Origin of the sequence: Sedimentitalea todarodis, from assembly GCF_032595355.1 — a bacterium.
GTDB classification, from domain to species: domain Bacteria; phylum Pseudomonadota; class Alphaproteobacteria; order Rhodobacterales; family Rhodobacteraceae; genus Sedimentitalea; species Sedimentitalea todarodis.
This window is the reverse complement of record NZ_JASMWN010000002.1, coordinates 104,965-124,501: the sequence shown is the minus strand read 5'-3', so window position 1 is coordinate 124,501 and position 19,537 is coordinate 104,965. Positions and strand designations below refer to the sequence as shown.

The 19,537-nt window shown below is 60.1% G+C and carries 23 protein-coding genes; 17 read left to right on the top strand and 6 right to left on the bottom strand.

Annotation, left to right across the window (positions count from 1 at the left end):
- Positions 1-187 precede the first annotated feature (187 nt).
- The 13 genes from ypfJ to rpmD all read left to right on the top strand — a co-directional run bounded on the left by ypfJ (position 188) and on the right by rpmD (position 6,910).
- Positions 188-1,024: a KPN_02809 family neutral zinc metallopeptidase gene (gene ypfJ / locus QO231_RS03345; protein ID WP_316773341.1), complete on the top strand. Its 837-nt coding sequence runs from the start codon at positions 188-190 to the stop codon at positions 1,022-1,024.
- A gap of 151 nt (positions 1,025-1,175) precedes the next feature.
- Positions 1,176-1,793 (top strand): 2OG-Fe(II) oxygenase family protein, encoded by a 618-nt coding sequence (locus QO231_RS03340; RefSeq protein WP_316773339.1) that lies wholly within the window; start codon positions 1,176-1,178, stop codon positions 1,791-1,793.
- Between the two features lie 833 nt (positions 1,794-2,626).
- Positions 2,627-2,836 carry a 50S ribosomal protein L29 gene (gene rpmC, locus QO231_RS03335; protein ID WP_316773337.1) on the top strand — a complete coding sequence of 70 codons (210 nt, stop codon included), beginning with the start codon at positions 2,627-2,629 and terminating at the stop codon, positions 2,834-2,836.
- A gap of 13 nt (positions 2,837-2,849) precedes the next feature.
- Positions 2,850-3,080, top strand: a complete 231-nt coding sequence (gene rpsQ, locus QO231_RS03330) for a 30S ribosomal protein S17 (protein ID WP_249706690.1) — start codon at positions 2,850-2,852, stop codon at positions 3,078-3,080.
- Positions 3,081-3,150: 70 nt separating this feature from the next.
- Positions 3,151-3,519 carry a 50S ribosomal protein L14 gene (gene rplN / locus QO231_RS03325; RefSeq protein WP_013963207.1) on the top strand — a complete coding sequence of 123 codons (369 nt, stop codon included), beginning with the start codon at positions 3,151-3,153 and terminating at the stop codon, positions 3,517-3,519.
- 2 nt (positions 3,520-3,521) lie between these two features.
- Positions 3,522-3,833, top strand: a complete 312-nt coding sequence (rplX, locus tag QO231_RS03320; RefSeq protein WP_316773326.1) for a 50S ribosomal protein L24 — start codon at positions 3,522-3,524, stop codon at positions 3,831-3,833.
- Positions 3,826-4,389 (top strand): 50S ribosomal protein L5, encoded by a 564-nt coding sequence (rplE, locus tag QO231_RS03315; protein WP_316773324.1) that lies wholly within the window; start codon positions 3,826-3,828, stop codon positions 4,387-4,389. The genes rplX and rplE overlap by 8 nt, the downstream gene beginning before the upstream one ends.
- Before the next feature lie 18 nt (positions 4,390-4,407).
- Positions 4,408-4,713 carry a 30S ribosomal protein S14 gene (rpsN, locus tag QO231_RS03310; RefSeq protein WP_199024039.1) on the top strand — a complete coding sequence of 102 codons (306 nt, stop codon included), beginning with the start codon at positions 4,408-4,410 and terminating at the stop codon, positions 4,711-4,713.
- Between the two features lie 13 nt (positions 4,714-4,726).
- A complete protein-coding gene (gene rpsH, locus QO231_RS03305; RefSeq protein ID WP_316773319.1) occupies positions 4,727-5,119 on the top strand; it encodes a 30S ribosomal protein S8 in 393 nt (130 codons plus the stop codon).
- Between the two features lie 10 nt (positions 5,120-5,129).
- Positions 5,130-5,663: a 50S ribosomal protein L6 gene (gene rplF / locus QO231_RS03300; protein WP_316773317.1), complete on the top strand. Its 534-nt coding sequence runs from the start codon at positions 5,130-5,132 to the stop codon at positions 5,661-5,663.
- A gap of 11 nt (positions 5,664-5,674) precedes the next feature.
- Complete coding sequence (gene rplR, locus QO231_RS03295) at positions 5,675-6,034, top strand: 50S ribosomal protein L18 (RefSeq protein WP_316773315.1); 360 nt, start codon at positions 5,675-5,677, stop codon at positions 6,032-6,034.
- Between the two features lie 102 nt (positions 6,035-6,136).
- Positions 6,137-6,709 (top strand): 30S ribosomal protein S5, encoded by a 573-nt coding sequence (rpsE, locus tag QO231_RS03290; RefSeq protein WP_316773313.1) that lies wholly within the window; start codon positions 6,137-6,139, stop codon positions 6,707-6,709.
- 12 nt (positions 6,710-6,721) lie between these two features.
- Positions 6,722-6,910: a 50S ribosomal protein L30 gene (gene rpmD / locus QO231_RS03285; protein ID WP_316773311.1), complete on the top strand. Its 189-nt coding sequence runs from the start codon at positions 6,722-6,724 to the stop codon at positions 6,908-6,910.
- 586 nt (positions 6,911-7,496) lie between these two features.
- Here rpmD and QO231_RS03280 read toward each other — a convergent pair.
- Positions 7,497-7,979, bottom strand: a complete 483-nt coding sequence (locus QO231_RS03280) for a VOC family protein (RefSeq protein ID WP_316773309.1) — start codon at positions 7,977-7,979, stop codon at positions 7,497-7,499.
- Positions 7,980-8,077: 98 nt separating this feature from the next.
- Positions 8,078-9,103 (bottom strand): tryptophan--tRNA ligase, encoded by a 1,026-nt coding sequence (gene trpS, locus QO231_RS03275; RefSeq protein WP_316773308.1) that lies wholly within the window; start codon positions 9,101-9,103, stop codon positions 8,078-8,080.
- Between the two features lie 101 nt (positions 9,104-9,204).
- Here trpS and QO231_RS03270 point away from each other — a divergent pair, with 101 nt between their 5' ends.
- Positions 9,205-9,891 (top strand): rhomboid family intramembrane serine protease, encoded by a 687-nt coding sequence (locus tag QO231_RS03270; protein WP_316773306.1) that lies wholly within the window; start codon positions 9,205-9,207, stop codon positions 9,889-9,891.
- 20 nt (positions 9,892-9,911) lie between these two features.
- Here the strand turns inward: QO231_RS03270 and murJ are convergent, their stop codons facing one another.
- The 3 genes from murJ to QO231_RS03255 all read right to left on the bottom strand — a co-directional run bounded on the left by murJ (position 9,912) and on the right by QO231_RS03255 (position 15,565).
- On the bottom strand, positions 9,912-11,504 hold the full coding sequence (gene murJ, locus QO231_RS03265) for a murein biosynthesis integral membrane protein MurJ (protein ID WP_316773305.1): 1,593 nt from the start codon (positions 11,502-11,504) through the stop codon (positions 9,912-9,914).
- Between the two features lie 103 nt (positions 11,505-11,607).
- Positions 11,608-14,409 carry a [protein-PII] uridylyltransferase gene (locus QO231_RS03260; RefSeq protein WP_316773848.1) on the bottom strand — a complete coding sequence of 934 codons (2,802 nt, stop codon included), beginning with the start codon at positions 14,407-14,409 and terminating at the stop codon, positions 11,608-11,610.
- A complete protein-coding gene (locus tag QO231_RS03255) occupies positions 14,396-15,565 on the bottom strand; it encodes a penicillin-binding protein activator (RefSeq protein WP_316773303.1) in 1,170 nt (389 codons plus the stop codon). The genes QO231_RS03260 and QO231_RS03255 overlap by 14 nt, the downstream gene beginning before the upstream one ends.
- A gap of 85 nt (positions 15,566-15,650) precedes the next feature.
- Between QO231_RS03255 and rsmI the strand changes: the two genes are divergently transcribed.
- The 3 genes from rsmI to gshB all read left to right on the top strand — a co-directional run bounded on the left by rsmI (position 15,651) and on the right by gshB (position 17,885).
- Positions 15,651-16,508, top strand: coding sequence for a 16S rRNA (cytidine(1402)-2'-O)-methyltransferase (gene rsmI, locus QO231_RS03250; RefSeq protein WP_316773302.1), 858 nt, complete (start codon positions 15,651-15,653; stop codon positions 16,506-16,508).
- Positions 16,509-16,519: 11 nt separating this feature from the next.
- A complete protein-coding gene (locus tag QO231_RS03245) occupies positions 16,520-16,888 on the top strand; it encodes a YraN family protein (RefSeq protein WP_316773300.1) in 369 nt (122 codons plus the stop codon).
- Between the two features lie 61 nt (positions 16,889-16,949).
- Positions 16,950-17,885: a glutathione synthase gene (gshB, locus tag QO231_RS03240; protein WP_316773299.1), complete on the top strand. Its 936-nt coding sequence runs from the start codon at positions 16,950-16,952 to the stop codon at positions 17,883-17,885.
- Positions 17,886-17,888: 3 nt separating this feature from the next.
- Here gshB and QO231_RS03235 read toward each other — a convergent pair whose 3' ends face one another.
- The gene (locus QO231_RS03235) at positions 17,889-19,400 is read right to left on the bottom strand and encodes a YifB family Mg chelatase-like AAA ATPase (protein ID WP_316773846.1); all 1,512 of its coding nucleotides are present in this window, start codon (positions 19,398-19,400) and stop codon (positions 17,889-17,891) included.
- Positions 19,401-19,537 lie beyond the last annotated feature (137 nt).

The following is a 19,537-nucleotide window of genomic DNA, read 5'->3' as shown; positions in this document are numbered from 1 at the left end:
CGAGGATGCTAATATTGGCGAGCACGATCTTGCCTTCGCTGTATCTGGCGCGCCTCTCGGCTTGATCGTCCGCATTGCACATGACTTACAATTGGCAGGAGGCGGTTGGTCGGCAACGACAGGTTTTGTGCTGCACCTGACCGAATGCTAGGATGAAACCGATAACGGGTAGAGTTGGGGGACAACAATGCGTTTGCGTGGTGTAAAAAGCAGCCGGAATGTCGAGGACCGGCGCGGTCGCAGTCGTGGCAAGGCGGTTGGGGGAATCGGTGGCGTCGGCCTGTTGCTGGTGCTGGCGGTTGGCTATTTTGCCGGTATCGATGTCACGCCGCTCCTGACACAGCAACCTGCAAGCCGCAGCCAGCCCTACACACCTAGCCCGCAGGAAGAACAGGAAGCCGAATTCGCGGCCCGTGTCCTCGCGACCACCGAAGAAGTCTGGACACAGGTATTCCGTGATGAATTCGACGCGACCTATACGCCACCCGTCATGGTGTTGTTCTCTGATGTCACCCAAAGCCCCTGCGGCGGGGCATCAGGTGCCACCGGTCCATTCTACTGCCCGGCGGATCAGAAGGCGTATCTTGACCTTTCCTTCTTCGCCACGCTGTCGCAACAGCTGGGGGCGAGTGGTGATTTCGCCGCCGCTTACGTGATCGCGCATGAAGTGGCCCACCACGTGCAGAACCAGGTGGGAATTCTGGGCCAGGTCGACCAGGCGCGGCGGCAGGCGTCGCAGAGCGAGGCCAATGCCCTCACCGTGCGGCTTGAACTTCAGGCGGATTGCTTGTCGGGCGTCTGGGCCGCCGCAGTCGGTGAATTGATGGAACGTGGAGATCTGCAGGAGGCGCTGAACGCCGCCAACAAGATCGGAGACGACCACCTGCAACGGCAGGCCGGTCGTGTGCCCCAGCCACATACATTCACCCACGGCACCTCGGCGCAACGTGAAAAATGGTTCCGGCGCGGCTATGAAAAGCGCCGCGTTGCCGCCTGTGACACGTTCGGCACCGACCGGCTCTGAGCGCGGGCGCCGGTCTCTGGCTGTCGCTCTGTGGTCGCACATGGCTTGAACGGTCCAGGTTCAAGCGGCTTCAAATACCCGAGAAAAAATTATTTCGCCGGCCCGGCCTGGACCGCTCGCCATGACCGGGCCATTCGTCTAGACAGGGCGCATGCCACAGATTGAATCGCTCTTTGTCACCCGACTTTACCGTGCTGCGTTGAACGAGTTCGGTGAGATTTCTCCGGACGAACTTGAAACCTCGTGCTTTTCGATTGCCGGAGATGACGAGGCGGGGCAGGACTGGTGCGAGGAGAACGGATACCCGGGCTATACCTCCTATGCGTCGCTGACCGATTTGCCGTGGCGGTTTCCAATATTTGCCGATCTGGTTGCGGCGCTGGACAAACATGTCGCAGCCTTTGCCGAGGACCTGGAGTTTGATCTGGATGGCCGGGCGCTGAAGCTGGAGGACCTCTGGATCAACATCCTTCCCGAAGGCGGGATGCACGCCAGCCACATCCATCCGCATTCGGTAGTCAGCGGCACCACCTATGTCGCGATGCCCGAGGGGGCGAGCGCGCTCAAGCTGGAAGACCCGCGCTCGGCCCGGATGATGGCGGCCCCCACGCGCAGGACAGGCGCGCGCCAGGAGATGCGCAGGTTCATCTATGTCACCCCGAAAGTCGGAGACGTGCTGCTCTGGGAAAGCTGGCTGCGCCACGAGGTGCCGATGAACATGGTCGACGGCGAGCGGGTCAGCGTGAGTTTCAACTATGGTTGGGGTTGATGTTTCGTATTGACGAAATATCGGGCAAATCGAAGCTTCCGACAGAGTGGTAATTCGCTGTTGATTTGACAACATTCACACCGGTGGGAGGAGAAATATCGATCAACGAGTACCGCAAAGCTGAAACTGATCGGCTTCAATAGCGTTTGGGTAAACTCGGAAAACCTCGACTTACCAAACTACATCGATAATGCGATTGTCGCTGTGCTGACATACACCCACCCCTCCAGCGGTGGTGAAACCAGAACTGTCGGCATAATTCATTTGGCATCTTAGTGTAGAGCCCTTGTCACCAAACAGAGTAGCAATAAGATTTCCGCTTGTGGAGTATACACTAGCGGTTCCGCCGGTCCCGAAAGCCGTACTTGATCGAGCATCTGCAAAGACCGCTTTTCCAGCAAAGTTCTCTCCGTCTATTACCGCACGATAAGTGTCTGAACTCATCCCCTGGTCATATTCAAAAACGACAGGCGTGCCCTCTCCGCGGATAACACCGTTCATTGCTCCACTACAGGCGGAAAAGAAATGCTGTTGCTAACAGGTGTAAGGTGGTCTTGGCCATGCTGTGATCCTTGCAAGAAAAGTGTGGGACCAGTAGCTGTAACCAGGCACGCTGTGTCAACGGGTTCGTTTCAGTGGCTACCCCGAGCGGAATCGCGGTCGATTGCATTTGAATGATAACTTTCGCTTGCCCCCTAACAACTGACCCCTTATAGAGCGGCATCTTGCGGTCTCCTGCCATTGGCGGGGGATTCGCATTTTGTCATTCATCCACCAGGTCAAGGGTGACCCTTCGCGGGGCCTTCTGGTGTTTTGAGAAAAGGAAGAAGGCGATGAACGCCAAGGAACTGCACGACAAGACGCCGGATCAGCTTCGCGAGGAGCTGGCCAGCCTGAAGAAAGAGAGCTTCAACCTGCGCTTTCAACAGGCCACCGGTCAGCTGGAAAATGCTGCCAAAATCCGCGCGGCACGCCGCAATGCTGCACGTGTGAAAACCGTGCTGAACCAGAAGGCCGCTGCTGCGGCCACAGATGCCGAATAAGGGAGCCTGACAGATGCCCAAGCGAATTCTCACAGGCACCGTGACCAGCGACGCCAACGCACAGACAGTAACCGTTTCCGTGGAACGTCGTTTCACACACCCGGTTCTGAAAAAGACCATCCGTAAGTCCAAGAAATACCGGGCTCACGATGAGAAGAACACGTTCAAGGTGGGCGACAGTGTCCGCATCATCGAATGTGCACCGAAATCGAAGACGAAACGCTGGGAGGTTCTGGAGGCGTAAGCCGACAGTTCTGACAGCATAACGAAACCCTGGGGCAGACCATCAGTCCCCAAAGGTCGGGAGAAACCACATGATCCAGATGCAGACCAATCTGGATGTTGCTGACAACAGCGGCGCCCGCCGTGTTCAGTGCATCAAGGTCCTGGGTGGTTCCAAGCGTAAATACGCATCCGTCGGCGACATCATTGTCGTCTCGGTCAAGGAAGCCATCCCACGCGGCCGCGTAAAGAAAGGCGACGTGCGCAAAGCCGTTGTCGTGCGCACCGCAAAAGAAGTTCGCCGTGACGATGGCACAGCCATCCGGTTCGACCGGAACGCCGCTGTGATCCTCAACAACAACAACGAGCCGATCGGCACCCGGATCTTTGGACCGGTTGTGCGCGAATTGCGCGCGAAGAACTTCATGAAGATCATCTCGCTCGCTCCGGAGGTGCTGTAACCATGGCTGCTAAACTCCGCAAAGGCGACAAGGTCGTCGTGCTGGCCGGCAAGGACAAGGGCAAGGAAGGCACCATCACTTCCGTCGACCCCAAAGCCGGCAAGGCCGTCGTGGAAGGTGTCAACATCTCCATCCGCGCCACCCGTCAAAGCCAGACCAGCCAAGGCGGTCGCATCCCCAAGGCGATGCCGATCCAGCTGAGCAACCTGGCTCTGGTCGACGCAAATGGCAAACCCACCCGCGTGGGTTTCAAGGTGGAAGGCGACAAGAAGGTGCGCTTTGCCAAAACCACGGGGGACGTGATCGATGCTTGATACAGCTAATTATACCCCGCGTCTGAAGTCTGACTTCCGGGACCGCATCAAGGCGGCCATGAAAGAAGAATTCGGCTACAAGAACGACATGCAGATCCCGCGCCTGGACAAGATCGTCCTGAACATCGGCTGTGGTGCAGAAGCTGTTCGTGACAGCAAGAAAGCAAAGTCGGCACAGGAAGACCTGACCGCGATCGCAGGCCAGAAGGCCCTGACGACCCGCGCGAAGAAATCCATCGCTGGTTTCCGGGTGCGTGAAGACATGCCGCTCGGTGCCAAGGTGACCCTGCGCGGCGACCGGATGTACGAATTCCTGGATCGTCTGATCACCATCGCAATGCCGCGCGTGCGCGACTTTCGCGGTGTGTCGGGCAAATCGTTCGATGGCCGTGGCAACTATGCCATGGGTCTGAAGGAACACATCGTGTTCCCCGAGATCGATTTCGACAAGGTCGACGAAACCTGGGGGATGGACATCATCATCGCCACCACAGCGAACACCGACGCTGAAGGCAAAGCGCTGTTGAAGCTTTTCAACATGCCTTTCAATTCATAAGCGCGGGAAGGATTAGACATGGCTAAGAAAGCAATGATCGAACGCGAAAAGAAGCGGGAAGCGCTGGTGAAGAAATACGCCGCCAAGCGTGCCGCGCTGAAAGAGATCGCGAATGACGAAAGCAAGCCGATGGAAGAGCGCTTCAAGGCGCGCCTCAAGCTTGCCAAACTGCCGCGCAACAGTTCGGCGACACGCCTGCACAACCGGTGCCAACTGACCGGTCGTCCGCACGCGTATTATCGCAAACTGAAAATTTCGCGGATCGCGCTGCGGGATCTCGGCTCTGCCGGTCAGATCCCCGGCATGGTGAAATCGAGCTGGTAAGGGAGAGACAGATATGAACGATCCTATCGCAGACATGCTCACCCGGATCCGCAACTCGTCGATGCGCGGCAAATCCACCGTATCCACTCCGGCTTCCAAGCTGCGGGCATGGGTTCTGGACGTGCTGGCGGACGAAGGTTACATCCGCGGTTACGAGAAAACCACTGGTGCCGACGGCCACCCGGCCATCGAGATCAGCCTGAAGTATTATGAAGGCGAGCCCGTCATTCGTGAACTGAAACGGGTCAGCAAACCCGGTCGCCGCGTCTATATGGGCGTCAAGGACATTCCGCAGGTTCGTCAGGGCCTGGGTGTGTCGATTGTCTCCACCCCTCAGGGTGTGATGTCGGATGCAGCCGCACGCAACGCCAATGTCGGCGGCGAAGTGCTCTGCACCGTATTCTAAGGAGAGTCTGATGTCTCGTATTGGTAAGAAACCGGTCGAGCTGCCCAGCGGCGTCACCGCCTCTGTGTCGGGTCAGACCATTGAAGTCAAAGGGCCGAAAGGTTCGCGCAGCTTCAGCGCCACCGACGACGTGAGCCTCAGTGTTGAGGACAACGTGGTCACCATCACGCCGCGCGGCAGCTCCAAGCGGGCGCGCCAGCAGTGGGGCATGTCCCGCACCATGGTTGCCAACCTCGTGACCGGTGTCACCACCGGCTTCAAGAAAGAGCTGGAGATCCAGGGTGTTGGTTATCGTGCGTCCATGCAGGGCACCACGCTGAGGCTGAACCTTGGCCTGTCCCATGACGTGGACTATGTCGCACCGGAAGGTGTGACCGTTACCGCGCCCAAGCAGACCGAAATCGTTGTGGAGGGCATTGACGAACAGTTGGTTGGTCAAGTCGCCGCGAACATCCGTTCCTGGCGCAAGCCCGAACCCTACAAGGGCAAAGGCATCCGCTACAAGGGCGAGTTCATCTTCCGCAAAGAAGGCAAGAAGAAGTAAGGACCCAGGATATGGCAAACAGCAAAAGAACCCTGTTTCTGAAGCGCCGCCTGCGCGTTCGGAACAAACTGCGCAAAGTCAACGCCGGACGTCCGCGTCTGTCGGTGCACCGCAGCAACAAGAACATCAGCGTCCAGCTGATCGACGATGTGAATGGCGTCACCCTGGCGGCAGCATCTTCGCTCGAAAAGGACCTGGGCGTTGTCGGCAAGAACAACATCGAAGCAGCCAGCAAGGTGGGGTCGGCCATCGCCGAGCGCGCCAAGAAAGCGGGCGTTGAAGAAGCCTATTTCGACCGTGGCGGCTTTCTGTTCCACGGCAAGGTCAAGGCATTGGCCGATGCTGCCCGCGAGGGTGGCCTCAAGATCTAAGACTTGCAGGCGGCTCCTACGGGGCCGCCTCGATGATCCGGGGGCGTCTCGCTCACCAGGATTGAGACAATGGTGCCGAGCACCGAAGAACAGGAGGCCTGCATGGCCAGAGAACCAAATCAACGGGGCGGTCGCCGCAATCAGCGCGACGAGACTCCGGAATTCGCAGATCGCCTGGTTGCGATCAACCGCGTGTCCAAGACCGTCAAGGGCGGTAAGCGTTTCGGCTTTGCTGCGCTCGTCGTCGTTGGCGATCAGAAGGGCCGCGTAGGCTTTGGCAAAGGCAAGGCGAAAGAGGTCCCCGAGGCCATCCGCAAGGCCACCGAGCAGGCCAAGCGCCAGATGATCCGCGTGCAACTGCGCGAAGGCCGCACCCTGCACCACGACATGGAAGGCCGTCATGGCGCCGGCAAGGTCGTCATGCGTACAGCACCTGAAGGTACCGGTATCATCGCCGGTGGTCCGATGCGTGCCGTGTTCGAAATGCTGGGCGTCAAGGATGTTGTATCCAAGTCGATCGGCAGCCAGAACCCCTACAACATGATCCGGGCCACCATCGACGGGCTGCGCAAAGAGTCCAGTCCCCGTGCGGTCGCACAGCGTCGTGGCAAGAAAGTGTCGGACATCCTGCCCAAGCGTGACGAAGCGCCTGTGGCCGAAGCCGCAGAAGCGTAAGGAGACGGGAACATGGCAAAAACCATCGTCGTCAAGCAGATCGGCAGCCCGATCCGCCGCCCCGCCAAACAGCGCGCAACGCTGATCGGCCTGGGCCTGAACAAGATGCACAAGACCCGCGAACTGGAAGACACGCCTTCCGTACGCGGCATGGTCAACAGCATCCCGCACATGGTCGAGATCATCGAAGAGCGCGACTGAGCCTCGATGTTCTGGACCGAGTGACAAACCGCCCCGGAGAAATCCGGGGCGTTTTCTTTTTCGTGATTTCGGTAAACCGTGTGGTTTGCTTTGAACGGCTTTGCATATCTGCCGAATCGTCTAGGCGTCATCGTTATGCGGAGTGCCTGTAGCGAGGTCTAAGACATGAGCAGTCCCACCTCACAAATCGGGAAAATCCTGCGGCATGCTGGAATTTTCATACGCGATTGGATCCTTTGGACTGTTTATCTTGGTGTACCCTCGTTTGTCAGTTCGGTTGTGTCCGCGTTTGTGTTCGCTGACGCTTGGGATCACAAAGGCTTGCCGGCAGGTCAAACCGACTTTGGCGATTGCGTCGAAAACGTAACTGGCTACATTGGGTTCTTCTCTCCGCTTTTAGGGCTTTTGATTGCGTATGCGAAGCTCGGGCTCAGGCTGGGCGTCTTTAGGAGAGGCCACTGAGAGCAGAATCTGCAAAGAAATTGCTCGCTGCTCACGTTGAGGCCCCACAAACGTAGCGTCAGGTCTGGTTCTCGCAGCCTACGGCAGCCAATTCCCGAACACCGTATCAACGCTGTTTGCCAGGTCAGGCTTTGGCCAGCAGCGCATCCAGATCCAGCGAGGCGGTGTCCATCGCCAGATTCCCCTGTGCATCGCGGGGCCACTCCGCGCGGGGGCGGTCACGATAGAGTTCGACGCCATTCTGGTCGGGGTCACGCAGATACAGCGCTTCGCTGACGCCGTGATCGGCGGCACCGTCCAGCGGGATGCCCGCGTCCAGCACCCGTTTCAGCGCCGCACCCAGTGACGCGCGGTCAGGGAACAGGAAGGCTGTGTGATAGAGGCCCGTATGGCCCGGCGGCGGAGGTGTGGCCCCGGCGCTTTCCCAGGTGTTCAGGCCGATATGGTGATGATAACCGCCAGCGCTCAGGAAGGCAGCCTGCAAGCCGCGTCTTTGGGTGACCTCGAACCCCAGAACACCGCGATAAAAGGCGATGGCGCGGTCAAGATCGGAGACTTTCAGATGGACATGGCCGATACAGGTCTCGGCGGGCAGCGGGCTGGTCATGACTGGGTCCTTTCTCCGGTACTATGGATCGGGAAAGGACGGTGCGTAAGCCCAGAGCACCGCGCATCCGACCTGCGCTGATGCACAGGCCGCAGTGCTCAGACCGTCGGGCCGACCATGCCGACGATATCATAGGTTTTGCGCAGGATCGGCGCGGTGATCTCGCGGGCGCGGGTGGCCCCAAGTTCCAGAATGCGGTCGATCTCTGCCGGGTCGGCCATCAGGCGCGCCATTTCTGTGGAGATCGGCGCCATCCGGTCTACTGCGAGATCCGCGAGGGCGGGTTTGAACCGGCCAAATTGCTGTCCGGCATATTCCGCGATCACCTGCTCCGGTGTCTTGTCGGCAAGTGCCGCGTAGATGTTCACGAGGTTTCGGGCCTCGGGCCGGTCTGCGAGGCCCTCGATCGTGTCGGGCAGGGGCTCGGGATCGGTCTTGGCCTTGCGGAATTTCCTGGCAATGGAATCCGCATCATCGGTGAGGGTGATCCGGCTCATGTCGGATGGATCGGATTTCGACATCTTCTTGGTGCCATCCCGCAGGCTCATCACGCGGGTGGCGGTGCCTTCGATGACCGGCTCCGTGATCGGGAAGAAATCTACCCCATAGTCATGATTGAACTTGGCCGCGATATCGCGGGTCAGTTCCAGATGCTGTTTTTGATCCTCGCCCACCGGCACGTGGGTGGCGTGATAGATAAGAATGTCGGCGGCCATCAGCGACGGATAGGCATAGAGCCCGAGGCTGGCCTTTTCGGCGTTCTTGCCGGCCTTGTCCTTGAACTGGGTCATGCGGTTCATCCAGCCGATCCGCGCGACACAGTTGAAAATCCACGCCAGTTGCGCGTGTTCGGGCACCTGGCTTTGGTTGATCAGGATGGATTTTTGCGGATCGATACCCGCCGCGATGAATCCGGCGCAAAGCTCTCGGGTGCTGCGCCGCAGATCCTCGGGGTTCTGCCAAACGGTGATCGCATGCAGGTCGACCATGCAATAGATCGCCTCTATCCCTTCGTCCTGCATCTCGGCAAAGCGTTTCAGCGCACCGAGGTAATTGCCAAGGTGCAGGTCGCCCGAAGGCTGGATGCCCGAGAAAACGCGGGGTTGAAAACTGGTTTCGGTCATCACAGGTAACTCCCGTCTGGCAAATCCTATCGGCCTCGCTTACCCATGAGGCGGGGTATCGTCAACAGGCGCTGAATACAGGCCGCAAGGAGTCCGGGCAGATGAATGAACAGGGCAATGTTCCCGCGGTGAATCCGATGCCGCCCGTGGTGGTGGCAATGTTCTTTTTCATCATGGGGATCGAGCTGGTGTTCCAGCTTGGATCACACGGGATCATCGGCGGTCCGACGGCGGTTGGCTGGCGGCTGGACGCGATGCAGACCTATGCGTTTTCGAGTGCTGTTTTTGACTGGATGATGGAGAACCATCGCTGGCCTGCGGAGCATCTGATCCGGTTTGTCAGCTATCCGTTTGTCCATGCCTCCTTTACCCATTCGCTATTTGTTGGGGTCTTCCTTCTGGCAATGGGCAAGATGGTTGCCGAGGTCTTTGGCAGTATTGCGTTTCTGGTGATCTTTGTGCTGTCCGGGGTCGGTGGTGCTTTGGCATATGCATTGATCCTGAATGACCCTGCTCCGCTGATCGGTGGGTTTCCACCGGTATACGGGCTGATCGGGGCCTTTACCTATATGCTGTGGATGTCGCTGTCGCGCGTGGGGGCGAACCAGACGCGCGCCTTTACCCTGATCAGCTTTCTGATGGGAATCCAGCTGGTGTTTGGCCTGCTGTTTGGCGGCAGCCCGGACTGGGTCGCCGATCTGGCGGGCTTTGCAACCGGGTTTGGTTTGTCCGTCGTTCTCGCGCCGGGCGGACTGGCGCGGTTGCGCGGCCTTGTCCAACGCAAATAGCACGGGAGATGCGGCAGTCGTCAGTTGCGGCGGAGGGCGTTTCGGAAATCTGCAAGACGGAAGGCTCCGATGAGTTGGCCGACCCCGAAGTAAGCGACGATACCCACAAGGATCAGCCCGGCCAGTGCCAGGTAACGCCAGTAGGCCATGTGCAACGCTTGCGACAGGAGCATGCCGCTCGCCACGAGCACCAGCCCCATCACCGCAGAGGCGACGCAGATGCGCCATAGCCGGCGATGAAATCTTGCGTCAAATCGCGCGACGTCGCCCATCGAACGTGTACCGCGCGCCAGTTGCAGCACCATCGCCCACGCGGCAACCGTGGTGCCGATCGCGGCACCGATATAGCCGAGCAGATAGGCCATCGAAACGGCGACCACAACGTTCACGATCATCGATACCACCGCATATCGAAACGGGGTTCGGGTGTCCTCGCGGGCAAAGTAGAGCGGTTGCAGCACCTTTTGCAATACGAAGGCAGGGAGGCCCAACCCGTACACGGCGACGGCCAGTGCGGTCGCGCTTGCATCGGTCGCGTCAAAGGCCCCGCGCTGGAACAGGACCGAGATCAGCGGGTAGGGGATCGCCACAAGGGCGACAGCCGACGGAATGGTCAGCGCCAGCGATACCTCACCTGCGCGGCTGAGCGCGGACCGTGCGCCGTCATCGTCGCTGGCGGCAAGGCGGCGCGACAGGTCGGGCAGCAGGACGACACCCACCGCGATCCCGACGACCCCAAGAGGCAGCTGATAGAGCCGGTCCGCATAGCTGAGCCATGCAATCGCACCCTCGAAAAAGCTCGCCACCTGACGGCCGACCAGCAGGTTGATCTGAACCACGCCACCAGCCAGCATCGCCGGCAGGGCGATGATTGCAAGCCGCTTGAGGTCGGGTGTCAGGCGGGGTCGTTGCAGCCGAATGCGAAAGCCCGCACGGCCGGCCGCGTACCAAAGCAGCGCCAGTTGCGCGACACCGGCAACCAGGACGCCCCAAACCAGAAACGTACCGTGATGGATACCGGGATGCGGTGATCCTGTGACGGTTTCGGCAGGTGTCGCAACGTTCAGGATGCCGGATTCAGCGATCAGGAGTGCTGAGATCAGGATGACATTCAACAGGACCGGCGCCGCCGCTGCGGCTGCAAAACGCCCGGTTGCATTCAGAACACCCGACAGAAGGGCGGCAAGGGAAATGAACAGAATGTAGGGGAACGCGATGCGCCCGAACAGAACCGCAAGGCCGAACCGCTCATCCCCGGCAAAGCCGCTGGCCATCGCCAACACAAGCCAGGGCATGAAGACCTGAGCCAGAACCGTGAACACGATCAGCAACGACCCCAGTGCCGCAAAGGCATCATTGGCAAATGTCTCGGCATTCCCACCTGTTTGCAGTTTCTTGGAGAACAGGGGGATGAAGGCGGTGTTGAATGCGCCTTCGGCAAAGAACCGGCGGAACATGTTGGGAAGGCTGAAGGCCACCAGAAAGGCCTCGGCCACGGGCCCGGTTCCCAGCCAGCCTGCGATGAGGATATCGCGCACAAAGCCCAGAACCCGGCTGAGCAGGGTCCAGACACCGACCGTCAGAAAGCCTGACATCAGGCGAATGGGTTTCAAGGGCGGGTCCTTTCAGACTGGCGGAAGGCTTCTGCGGTACTGATGGCGCATCGTTGACGCGGGCGCGGTGGTCATACCCAACCCTGCAGGGCAGCACCACATGTCAGGTATCCGCCCTGTCCGAACCATCTGCAATCGCCTTGCGCAGCTTGGCTTCGAGTGACCTTTGCTTGGCCTCGGAGTAGTACTTCAGCCCGAACATGTCCTTGATGTAGAATGAGTCGACCGCCTGTTCGCCGTAGGTGGCGATGACCGCATTGGCGATATAGATGTTCGCATTGGCCAGTGTACGGGCCAGATCGTAGAGCAGGCCGGGCCGGTCACGGGTGTCGACTTCGATGATTGTGTAGATATCGGAGCCTTCGTTGTCAAAGCTGATATGGGTCGGGACGTTGAATGCCTTGAGACGCTTCTTGATCTTGTCGCGGCTCTTGAAGGCGTCGCTGGCGACGAACTCGCCCCTGAGCGTCTTGTGGATCATCTTGGTCAGGCGTGGCAAGCGGTCGGCCTCGTAGGGGTGCCCATCGCCGTCCTGGATCCAGAACGCATCAGTAATGTAGCCATCCTTGGTCGTGTAGCTGCGGGCATCCACCACATTGGCGCCGACGAGGGCCAGCGCCCCGGCGAGGCGGGCAAAGATGCCCGGATGATCGGCCATCACGAAACAGGCGCGCGTGGCATCACGGTCGCCATCCGGATGCAGGTGGATCATGACTTCGCTTGGATCGCCCGTTTCTTCGAGCGCCCGCAGCATCCGTGCGAAATCCACATGCGCAGTGACATGCAGCCCCTGCCAGTAAGGGGGATAATGGCGTTTGGTTTCGGCGGCGAGCGCGGATTTTGTCCAGTCGGGCAATGCCTCGCGCAGCGCCTTCTTGGCACTGGCTCCGCGATTTTCGCGGTTCAGATCCTCCATACCGGTCTCGAGCGCGCGCCGGGTCTGGCGATAGAGCGCGCGGATCAGCGCGGCTTTCCAGTTGTTCCAGACATTGGGCCCGACGCCACGAATGTCGCAGACCGTCAGCACCGTCAGCAGGTCGAGCCGCTTGACCGTCTGGACTGCCTTGGCAAAATCGCGAACGGTTCGCGGATCGGCGATATCGCGTTTTTGCGCCATGTCAGACATCAGCAGATGATACCGGACGAGCCATTCAACGGTTTCGCTATCCGCCTTGTTCAGCCCAAGCCGGGGCGCGACCTTGCGGGCGATCTGGGCTCCCAGAATGGAATGGTCTTCGGGCCGTCCTTTGCCGATGTCGTGCAGCAGCATCGCGACATAGAGAACCTTGCGATTCACGCCCTCCTTGAGAATGCTGGAGGCGACCGGCAGGGACTCGATCAGTTCGCCTCTCTCGATCTGTGTCAGATTGGCGATGCACTGGATGATGTGCTCGTCCACAGTGTAGCTATGGTACATGTTGAACTGCATCATCGCCACGATAGGCTCGAATTCGGGAACGAAGGCCGACAACACGCCCAACTCGTTCATGCGTCGAAGGGCCCGTTCCGGGTTGCCATGTTTCAGCATCAGGTCGAGAAAGATGCGGCGTGCCTCGCGGCTGTTTCGCATGTCGTTGTCGATCAGCTTCAGGTTTGAGGCAACAAGGCGCATCGCGTCCGGATGAATGAGCATGCCGGTACGCAGCGCCTCTTCGAACAGGCGCAACAGGTTCAGGTTGTCTTTGAGAAATTCGTCCGGGTCGACCACCGCGAGACGATTGTTGATGACTTCGTACCCCGGCTTAATCTTGGGTTTGCGACGGAAAATCCGCTCCAGCAAGGGTTTCGACTTGGCATTGATCGCTTCGAGCTTGGTCAGAAAGATGCGGGTCAGGTCACCGACGGCGGTGGCGTGACGAAAGTAGCTCTGCATGAAGATTTCGACACCGCGCCGCCCGGCCAGATCCTTGTAGCCCATTGCGTCGGCGACAGCGACCTGCATGTCGAACGTCAGCTTTTCGGTAGGGCGCCCCGCGATCAGATGCAGGTGTGAACGCACTGCCCACAGGAAATCTTCGGCTTTCGCGAAGGTGGTGAATTCCTCGGCCTGAAAGACACCGAGCGGCACAAGTTCGGCTGTGTCCTGAACACCGTGAATATACTTGGCGATCCAGAACAGGGATTGCAGGTCGCGCAGCCCGCCCTTTCCCTCCTTGACGTTGGGTTCAACCATGTAGCGCTCGCCCTGTTTCAGGTGCCGCGCGTCGCGTTCGGTCAGTTTGGCCTCGATGAAATCCTGCCCATTGCCGGCAAAAAGATCGGCTGCAAGACGGGCATCCAGCTTCTTGGCGAGCGGTGCATGTCCGGCGACAAAACGATGCTCAAGCAGGGCGGTGCGGATGGTGAAATCCTCCAGACCGAGACGGATGCAATCCTTGATCGTGCGGCTGGCATGGCCAACTTTCAGCCGGATATCCCACAGGATGTAGAGCATGGATTCAATGACGCTCTCGGCCCAGGGCGTGATCTTGTAGGGCGTCAGAAACAGCACGTCGACATCCGAGAACGGGGCCATTTCGCCACGCCCGTATCCGCCCACCGCGATCACCGCGATCCGTTCCCCGGATGTGGGATTGGGGCGTGGATGCAGGAAGGTTTGAGCGGCCATCAGCGTGCTCATCACCAGTCCGTCGGTCAGATATGTATAGGATCGAGTGAGCGGGCGTGCGGCAAAGGGGGTCTCGGCAAACGCTTGGGCAATGTTGGCACGCCCGCTTTTCTGCGCCTCGCGCAAAATGCGTACGGTCTCGGAACGCAACGCCGCGTTATCTGTCGCGCCCTGCGCGGCGGTCGCGATCTGTGCATGCACCGCAACCGCATCGAAAACATCGGCTTCATCGCAAATCAGAGGACCGGATGCGACGGGATGGTAACGATCCGGTGGTGTCGGATCAGAACCCGGCACCGGAGAAACTTGCTGGTGCAGGGTCAATCACAACCACCTGTTTGTTCTGAATCATCGCCACTGCAAGCCCGCGTTCATTCGTGCCGTCGGGCCGCAGTCGAAAGATGCCGCCGACACCCTGAAAGCCGGCACCCTGGGTAAGTGCGCCGCCAGTGAGGGCATTGGACTTACCCGCCCCGACCAGCGCGCCGATTGCGGCAATACCGTCATAGGCCAAACCACCGATCGGATGGGGGGAACCGCCATAGGCGGCGGCATAGCGAGCGTTGAATTGCTGGGTCTTGCCAGGATCGGGCAGCGCGAACCAGCCACCCTGCACGCCGGGCAATGCCAGGGTTTGCGATGGGATGTCCCAGCGGGTCAGACCGACATACTGGGTGGTTGCAGGGCCGACTCCGGCTTCGGGCAGCAATTGTGTGAACAACGGCAGAGCACCTGCGGTTGTGGCCGCCAGAAAGATCGAATCAGCACCGGTGCTGTCGACCATCGCCTTGACCCGTGGCACCGTGACGATGACGGATTGCTGTGACAAATCATAGGGGACAGTTCCGGCCAGACGCGCACTGCTGCCTCTGATGGCTTGCTGGATCGCGTCGCGGCCCAGTTGACCCGCGAGGTCCGTGCCATGAACAACCACAAAGTTGCCCTTGCCCCGACCTGCGGAGTATCGGGCCAGGCGATTGGCCGTATTGAAGAATGTCGGCCCGAGAATAAAGACGTTTCCACCTGCGATGGTGGGATTGTTGGAAAAGGACAGGACGTTGATGTTCTGTCCGCGCACAGCCAGCCCGACGGCGTTGGTCGATTCGGCATAGACCGGGCCCAGGATGATCCGTGCGCCTTCATTGACGGCCTTTGTTGCCTGCGCCGCGGCCGTTGCCGCGTTGCCGCCGGTGTCGTAGACCCGCAGATCGATTTGCACACCGTTCAGGTCGCCCATCGCCAGCCGCGCCGCGTTTTCCAGACTTCGCGACAGAACCGCATCGCCGGATTGCGCCGAGCTGCGCGGCAGCAGCAGTGCGACAGGAACAGGTTTATCGGTATTGATGGTTGGTCCACCACCGGGTACCGCGTCACAGGCGGACAACACCGCGAGAGACAGCAGGGCCAGACAGAACAACACCACCTTGCGGGGCACGGCGAAAACGGCAAACATGGTTCGGCAACTCCCTCATGCGGCGGCCAGGCACCGCCGATCTGTAAGTTCGGGATAATAGACGTCAGCGGGAGAGGGTCCAGCGTTGAATCACCAAAAGATCCGATTGGCCCCTGGGCTGTATTTTGTCGCAACACCCATCGGGACGGCGCGCGATATTACACTGCGCGCGCTCGATGTGCTGGCCTCGGCTGATATCATCGCCGCCGAAGACACTCGCAGCCTGCGGCGGCTGATGGAAATCCATGGTGTTCCTCTGGATGGCCGCCGGATCCTGTCGTACCATGATCACAGTGGCGAAGAGGCCCGCAAACGCCTGCTCGGTGCGCTGGAGGAGGGCCGATCCGTTGCCTATGCCTCCGAGGCCGGGATGCCGCTGATCTCCGATCCCGGATATGATCTGAGCCGCGCGGCAGGCGAGGCGGGATACCTCGTCACGGCGGCACCGGGGGCGTCGGCGGTGCTGACCGCACTGACGCTGGCTGGACTGCCGACCGATGCGTTCTTTTTCGCCGGTTTTCTTCCAAACGCGACGGGTGCTCGCCGTACGCGGCTCGAGGAACTGTGTTCGGTGCCGGGTACGCTTGTCTTTTTCGAATCGCCCAAACGGGTGGCGGCAAGCCTTGCGGATATGGCCTCGGTCCTCGGGGCGGATCGCGCGGTGGCGCTCTGTCGGGAATTGACCAAGAAATTCGAAGAGGTGCGGCGCGGCACGCTTGGAGAACTGGCAGCGCAACTTCAGGCTGACAGGGTCAAAGGCGAGATCGTGCTGGTGGTAGACCGCGCCGGTTCAGAAGCCGTTAACGAGTCCGAGGTAGAAGAGGATCTGCGGGCGGTGTTGACGGAACATTCGGTCAAGGATGCGGCCGATCTGGTGTCGCGGACCCACGGTATTCCGCGCAGGCAGGTGTACCAGATGGCGCTGAAACTGACAAAGACCTGAAACGAGGTGCGATGCAGGCAGAGATCCGAGGACAGGTTGCACATCATGCGGGTGAGGCTGCGGAACGGCAGATCGCGCTGCACTATGAGCGGCTCGGTTTCAAAATCCTGTACCGGCGATGGCGCGGGGCCGGAGGCGAAATCGACCTGATCGTGCGGAACCCGGAAATCCTGGTGTTTGTCGAGGTCAAGAAAAGCCGGAGCATTGCGCGCGCCGCAGAACGGATCAGCCGCCGCCAGATCGCGCGGATTCTTGCCTCGGCAGAGGAATTCCTTGCGCGTGAGCCTGACAGTCAGCTGATCGATGTCCGGATCGACGCCGCGCTGGTAGACGAATTGGGCACCTTCGAGATTCTGGAAAACGCCTTTGGCCACGACTGATCGGGATTGAACCTCTGGGCGCGCTGCGCCATGTATCGGGCGCACCACAGGGGGACGCGCCATGAAGATTGCCTTTCAGATGGACCCGATCGAGAACGTCGACATCAATGCCGACAGCAGTTTTCGTCTGGCCGAAGAGGCGCAGGCGCGCGGGCATGAGCTTTTCTACTATGGCCCGGATCATCTGGCCTATCAGCAAGGTCGCATCACGGCGCGCGGACAGGACATGACCGTACAGCGCGTCGCAGATCAGCCTGCTGTTCTTGGCGAAATGCGCGAAGTTGACCTCGCGGACTTCGACGTGGTGTGGCTGCGTCAAGACCCGCCCTTTGATATGCACTACATCACATCGACCCATCTGCTTGACCGGCTGAAGGGACAGGCGGTGGTGGTGAACGATCCCTTCTGGGTGCGCAACTACCCAGAAAAGCTGTTGGTTCTCGATTTCCCCGACCTGACACCGCCCACGACGGTTGCCCGCGATCTTGCCACGATCAAGGCGTTCAAAGCCGAGCATCGCGATATCATTCTGAAACCTCTGTACGGCAATGGCGGTGCCGGTGTGTTCCGGCTGGACGAGCAGGATCGCAACCTGACGTCGCTCCATGAACTCTTTACCGGGTTTTCACGCGAGCCCCTGATCGTTCAGAAATTCCTGCCGGATGTGCGCAATGGCGACAAGCGGATCATTCTGGTTGATGGTGATCCCGTCGGGGCGATCAACCGTGTGCCCGCCGAAGGCGAAACCCGCTCAAACATGCATGTGGGCGGGCGGCCGGAACAGATTGGCCTGACGGCGCGCGACAAGGAGATCTGTGCCGCCATCGGGCCGTTGCTGCGCGAAAAGGGGCAGGTCTTTGTCGGGATTGATGTAATCGGCGACTATCTTACGGAAATCAATGTGACGTCACCAACCGGAATTCAGGAACTGGAACGCTTTGATGGTGTCAACATTGCCGAGAAGATCTGGCAGGCAATCGAAGCCAAGGTTACTTGAAGTTCAGGCAGCGGCGGTTGTAACCCGAAAGCTGAGTGCCTCGGCAACATGTGGCCGACAGACCGTATCGCTGTGGTCGAGATCGGCAATTGTACGGGCAACGCGCAAGACGCGGTGGTATCCCCGCGCAGACAGGCCGAATCGTTCCGCCACGCGGCTCAATAGCGCGCGACCGTCTTCATCGGGTGTGGCGATCTCTTCCAACAGGGCACCTTCCGCATCGGCATTCTGCCGTGAGCCCGACGCATCGCCAAAGCGCGCGGCCTGAACCTGACGCGCTGCCGCAACCCGGCTGGCAACTTCCGCGGAACTGTCTCCCGAGGCTGGCAGATCAAGATCGGTGAACGCCACAGGCGGGACCTCCAGCCGCAGATCGAAGCGGTCCATCAATGGCCCCGAGATGCGGCCCATGTAGTCCTCGCCACAGGCCGGGACGCGGGCACAGGCGCGCGACGGGTCCGTGAGATACCCGCATTTGCAAGGGTTCGCTGCGGCCACCAGCATGAATTTGCAGGGGTATTTCACGTGGGCGTTGGCACGCGCAATCATCACTTCTCCGGTTTCGAGGGGCTGTCGCAGCGTTTCCAAGACGGCGCGTGTGAACTCCGGGAACTCATCCATGAACAGAACACCGTTGTGAGCGAGGCTGATTTCTCCGGGCTTTGCATTGCGCCCACCTCCGACGATGGCAGCCATCGACGCGGTGTGATGGGGCTCGCGAAACGGCCGTGCGCGGTTGATTCCGCCTTCGTCCAGCAGACCGCACAGCGACTGGATCATCGACGTATCAAGCGCTTCGGCGGCGGTAAGCGGGGGCAGAATTCCCGGAATGCGCGCGGCCAGCATTGATTTCCCCGAGCCGGGAGAGCCGACGAGCATGACATGATGCCGTCCGGCGGCGGCAATCTCCAACGCGCGTTTGGCGCGTTCCTGACCTTTGACATCGCGCAGGTCGCGGTCGGTTGGGGGCGTGGTGACTTCACCCGGTTCCGCTGCCGGGATCGGGGACTGCCCGGTAAAGTGACGGACCACATCGCCCAGGCTGGCGGCTCCGATCACCTGGGTGGCCCCGACCCAGGCGGCTTCTGCGCCCGAAGCCTGCGGGCACAGCAGCCCGCGCTCCTCCTGAGCTGCGGCCATGGCGGCGGGCAACGCCCCCAATACAGGCACAAGCGAGCCATCCAGCGACAGTTCCCCCAGGGCAACCATCCCTTCGATGGCGTCGGCAGGCACAATCTCCAAGGACGCCAATAGCGCCAGCGCGATGGGCAAATCGAAATGGCTGCCTTCCTTCGGCAGATCCGCAGGCGAAAGGTTGATGGTGATGCGTTTGGAGGGCAGGGCGATGGCCATGGATCCGAGCGCCGTGCGCACGCGATCACGTGCCTCGGACACGGCCTTGTCCGGTAGCCCCACGATCGAAAAGGCAGGCAGACCGGGGCTGACCGCGCATTGTACCTCGACCAGTCGGGCATCAACCCCCTGAAAGGCAACAGTATAGGCACGCGAAACCATCAAATCCCCGATCCTTGAAACGATCCGTTAACCGCTATCGGACACGTGGTTTAAGAATGGTTAATTATTGCGGGGTGAAGGTGACTTGCGTGCCTTGTGCAGGGCACACACCGGAGCGCCGCCGCCCAGCGATCCTT

Coding starts and splice junctions, on each gene's coding strand:
- QO231_RS03245 (WP_316773300.1), top strand. CDS start 16,520: ATGCAGGCAGAGATCCGAGGACAGGTTGCACATCATGCGGGTGAGGCT.
- rpsN (WP_199024039.1), top strand. CDS start 4,408: ATGGCTAAGAAAGCAATGATCGAACGCGAAAAGAAGCGGGAAGCGCTG.
- QO231_RS03340 (WP_316773339.1), top strand. CDS start 1,176: ATGCCACAGATTGAATCGCTCTTTGTCACCCGACTTTACCGTGCTGCG.
- QO231_RS03235 (WP_316773846.1), bottom strand. CDS start 19,400: ATGGTTTCGCGTGCCTATACTGTTGCCTTTCAGGGGGTTGATGCCCGA.
- rpsE (WP_316773313.1), top strand. CDS start 6,137: ATGGCCAGAGAACCAAATCAACGGGGCGGTCGCCGCAATCAGCGCGAC.
- rplX (WP_316773326.1), top strand. CDS start 3,522: ATGGCTGCTAAACTCCGCAAAGGCGACAAGGTCGTCGTGCTGGCCGGC.
- rpsQ (WP_249706690.1), top strand. CDS start 2,850: ATGCCCAAGCGAATTCTCACAGGCACCGTGACCAGCGACGCCAACGCA.
- QO231_RS03255 (WP_316773303.1), bottom strand. CDS start 15,565: ATGTTTGCCGTTTTCGCCGTGCCCCGCAAGGTGGTGTTGTTCTGTCTG.
- rplE (WP_316773324.1), top strand. CDS start 3,826: ATGCTTGATACAGCTAATTATACCCCGCGTCTGAAGTCTGACTTCCGG.
- rpsH (WP_316773319.1), top strand. CDS start 4,727: ATGAACGATCCTATCGCAGACATGCTCACCCGGATCCGCAACTCGTCG.
- ypfJ (WP_316773341.1), top strand. CDS start 188: ATGCGTTTGCGTGGTGTAAAAAGCAGCCGGAATGTCGAGGACCGGCGC.
- QO231_RS03280 (WP_316773309.1), bottom strand. CDS start 7,979: ATGACCAGCCCGCTGCCCGCCGAGACCTGTATCGGCCATGTCCATCTG.
- rplR (WP_316773315.1), top strand. CDS start 5,675: ATGGCAAACAGCAAAAGAACCCTGTTTCTGAAGCGCCGCCTGCGCGTT.
- rpmD (WP_316773311.1), top strand. CDS start 6,722: ATGGCAAAAACCATCGTCGTCAAGCAGATCGGCAGCCCGATCCGCCGC.
- QO231_RS03270 (WP_316773306.1), top strand. CDS start 9,205: ATGAATGAACAGGGCAATGTTCCCGCGGTGAATCCGATGCCGCCCGTG.
- rpmC (WP_316773337.1), top strand. CDS start 2,627: ATGAACGCCAAGGAACTGCACGACAAGACGCCGGATCAGCTTCGCGAG.
- rplF (WP_316773317.1), top strand. CDS start 5,130: ATGTCTCGTATTGGTAAGAAACCGGTCGAGCTGCCCAGCGGCGTCACC.
- trpS (WP_316773308.1), bottom strand. CDS start 9,103: ATGACCGAAACCAGTTTTCAACCCCGCGTTTTCTCGGGCATCCAGCCT.
- rplN (WP_013963207.1), top strand. CDS start 3,151: ATGATCCAGATGCAGACCAATCTGGATGTTGCTGACAACAGCGGCGCC.
- gshB (WP_316773299.1), top strand. CDS start 16,950: ATGAAGATTGCCTTTCAGATGGACCCGATCGAGAACGTCGACATCAAT.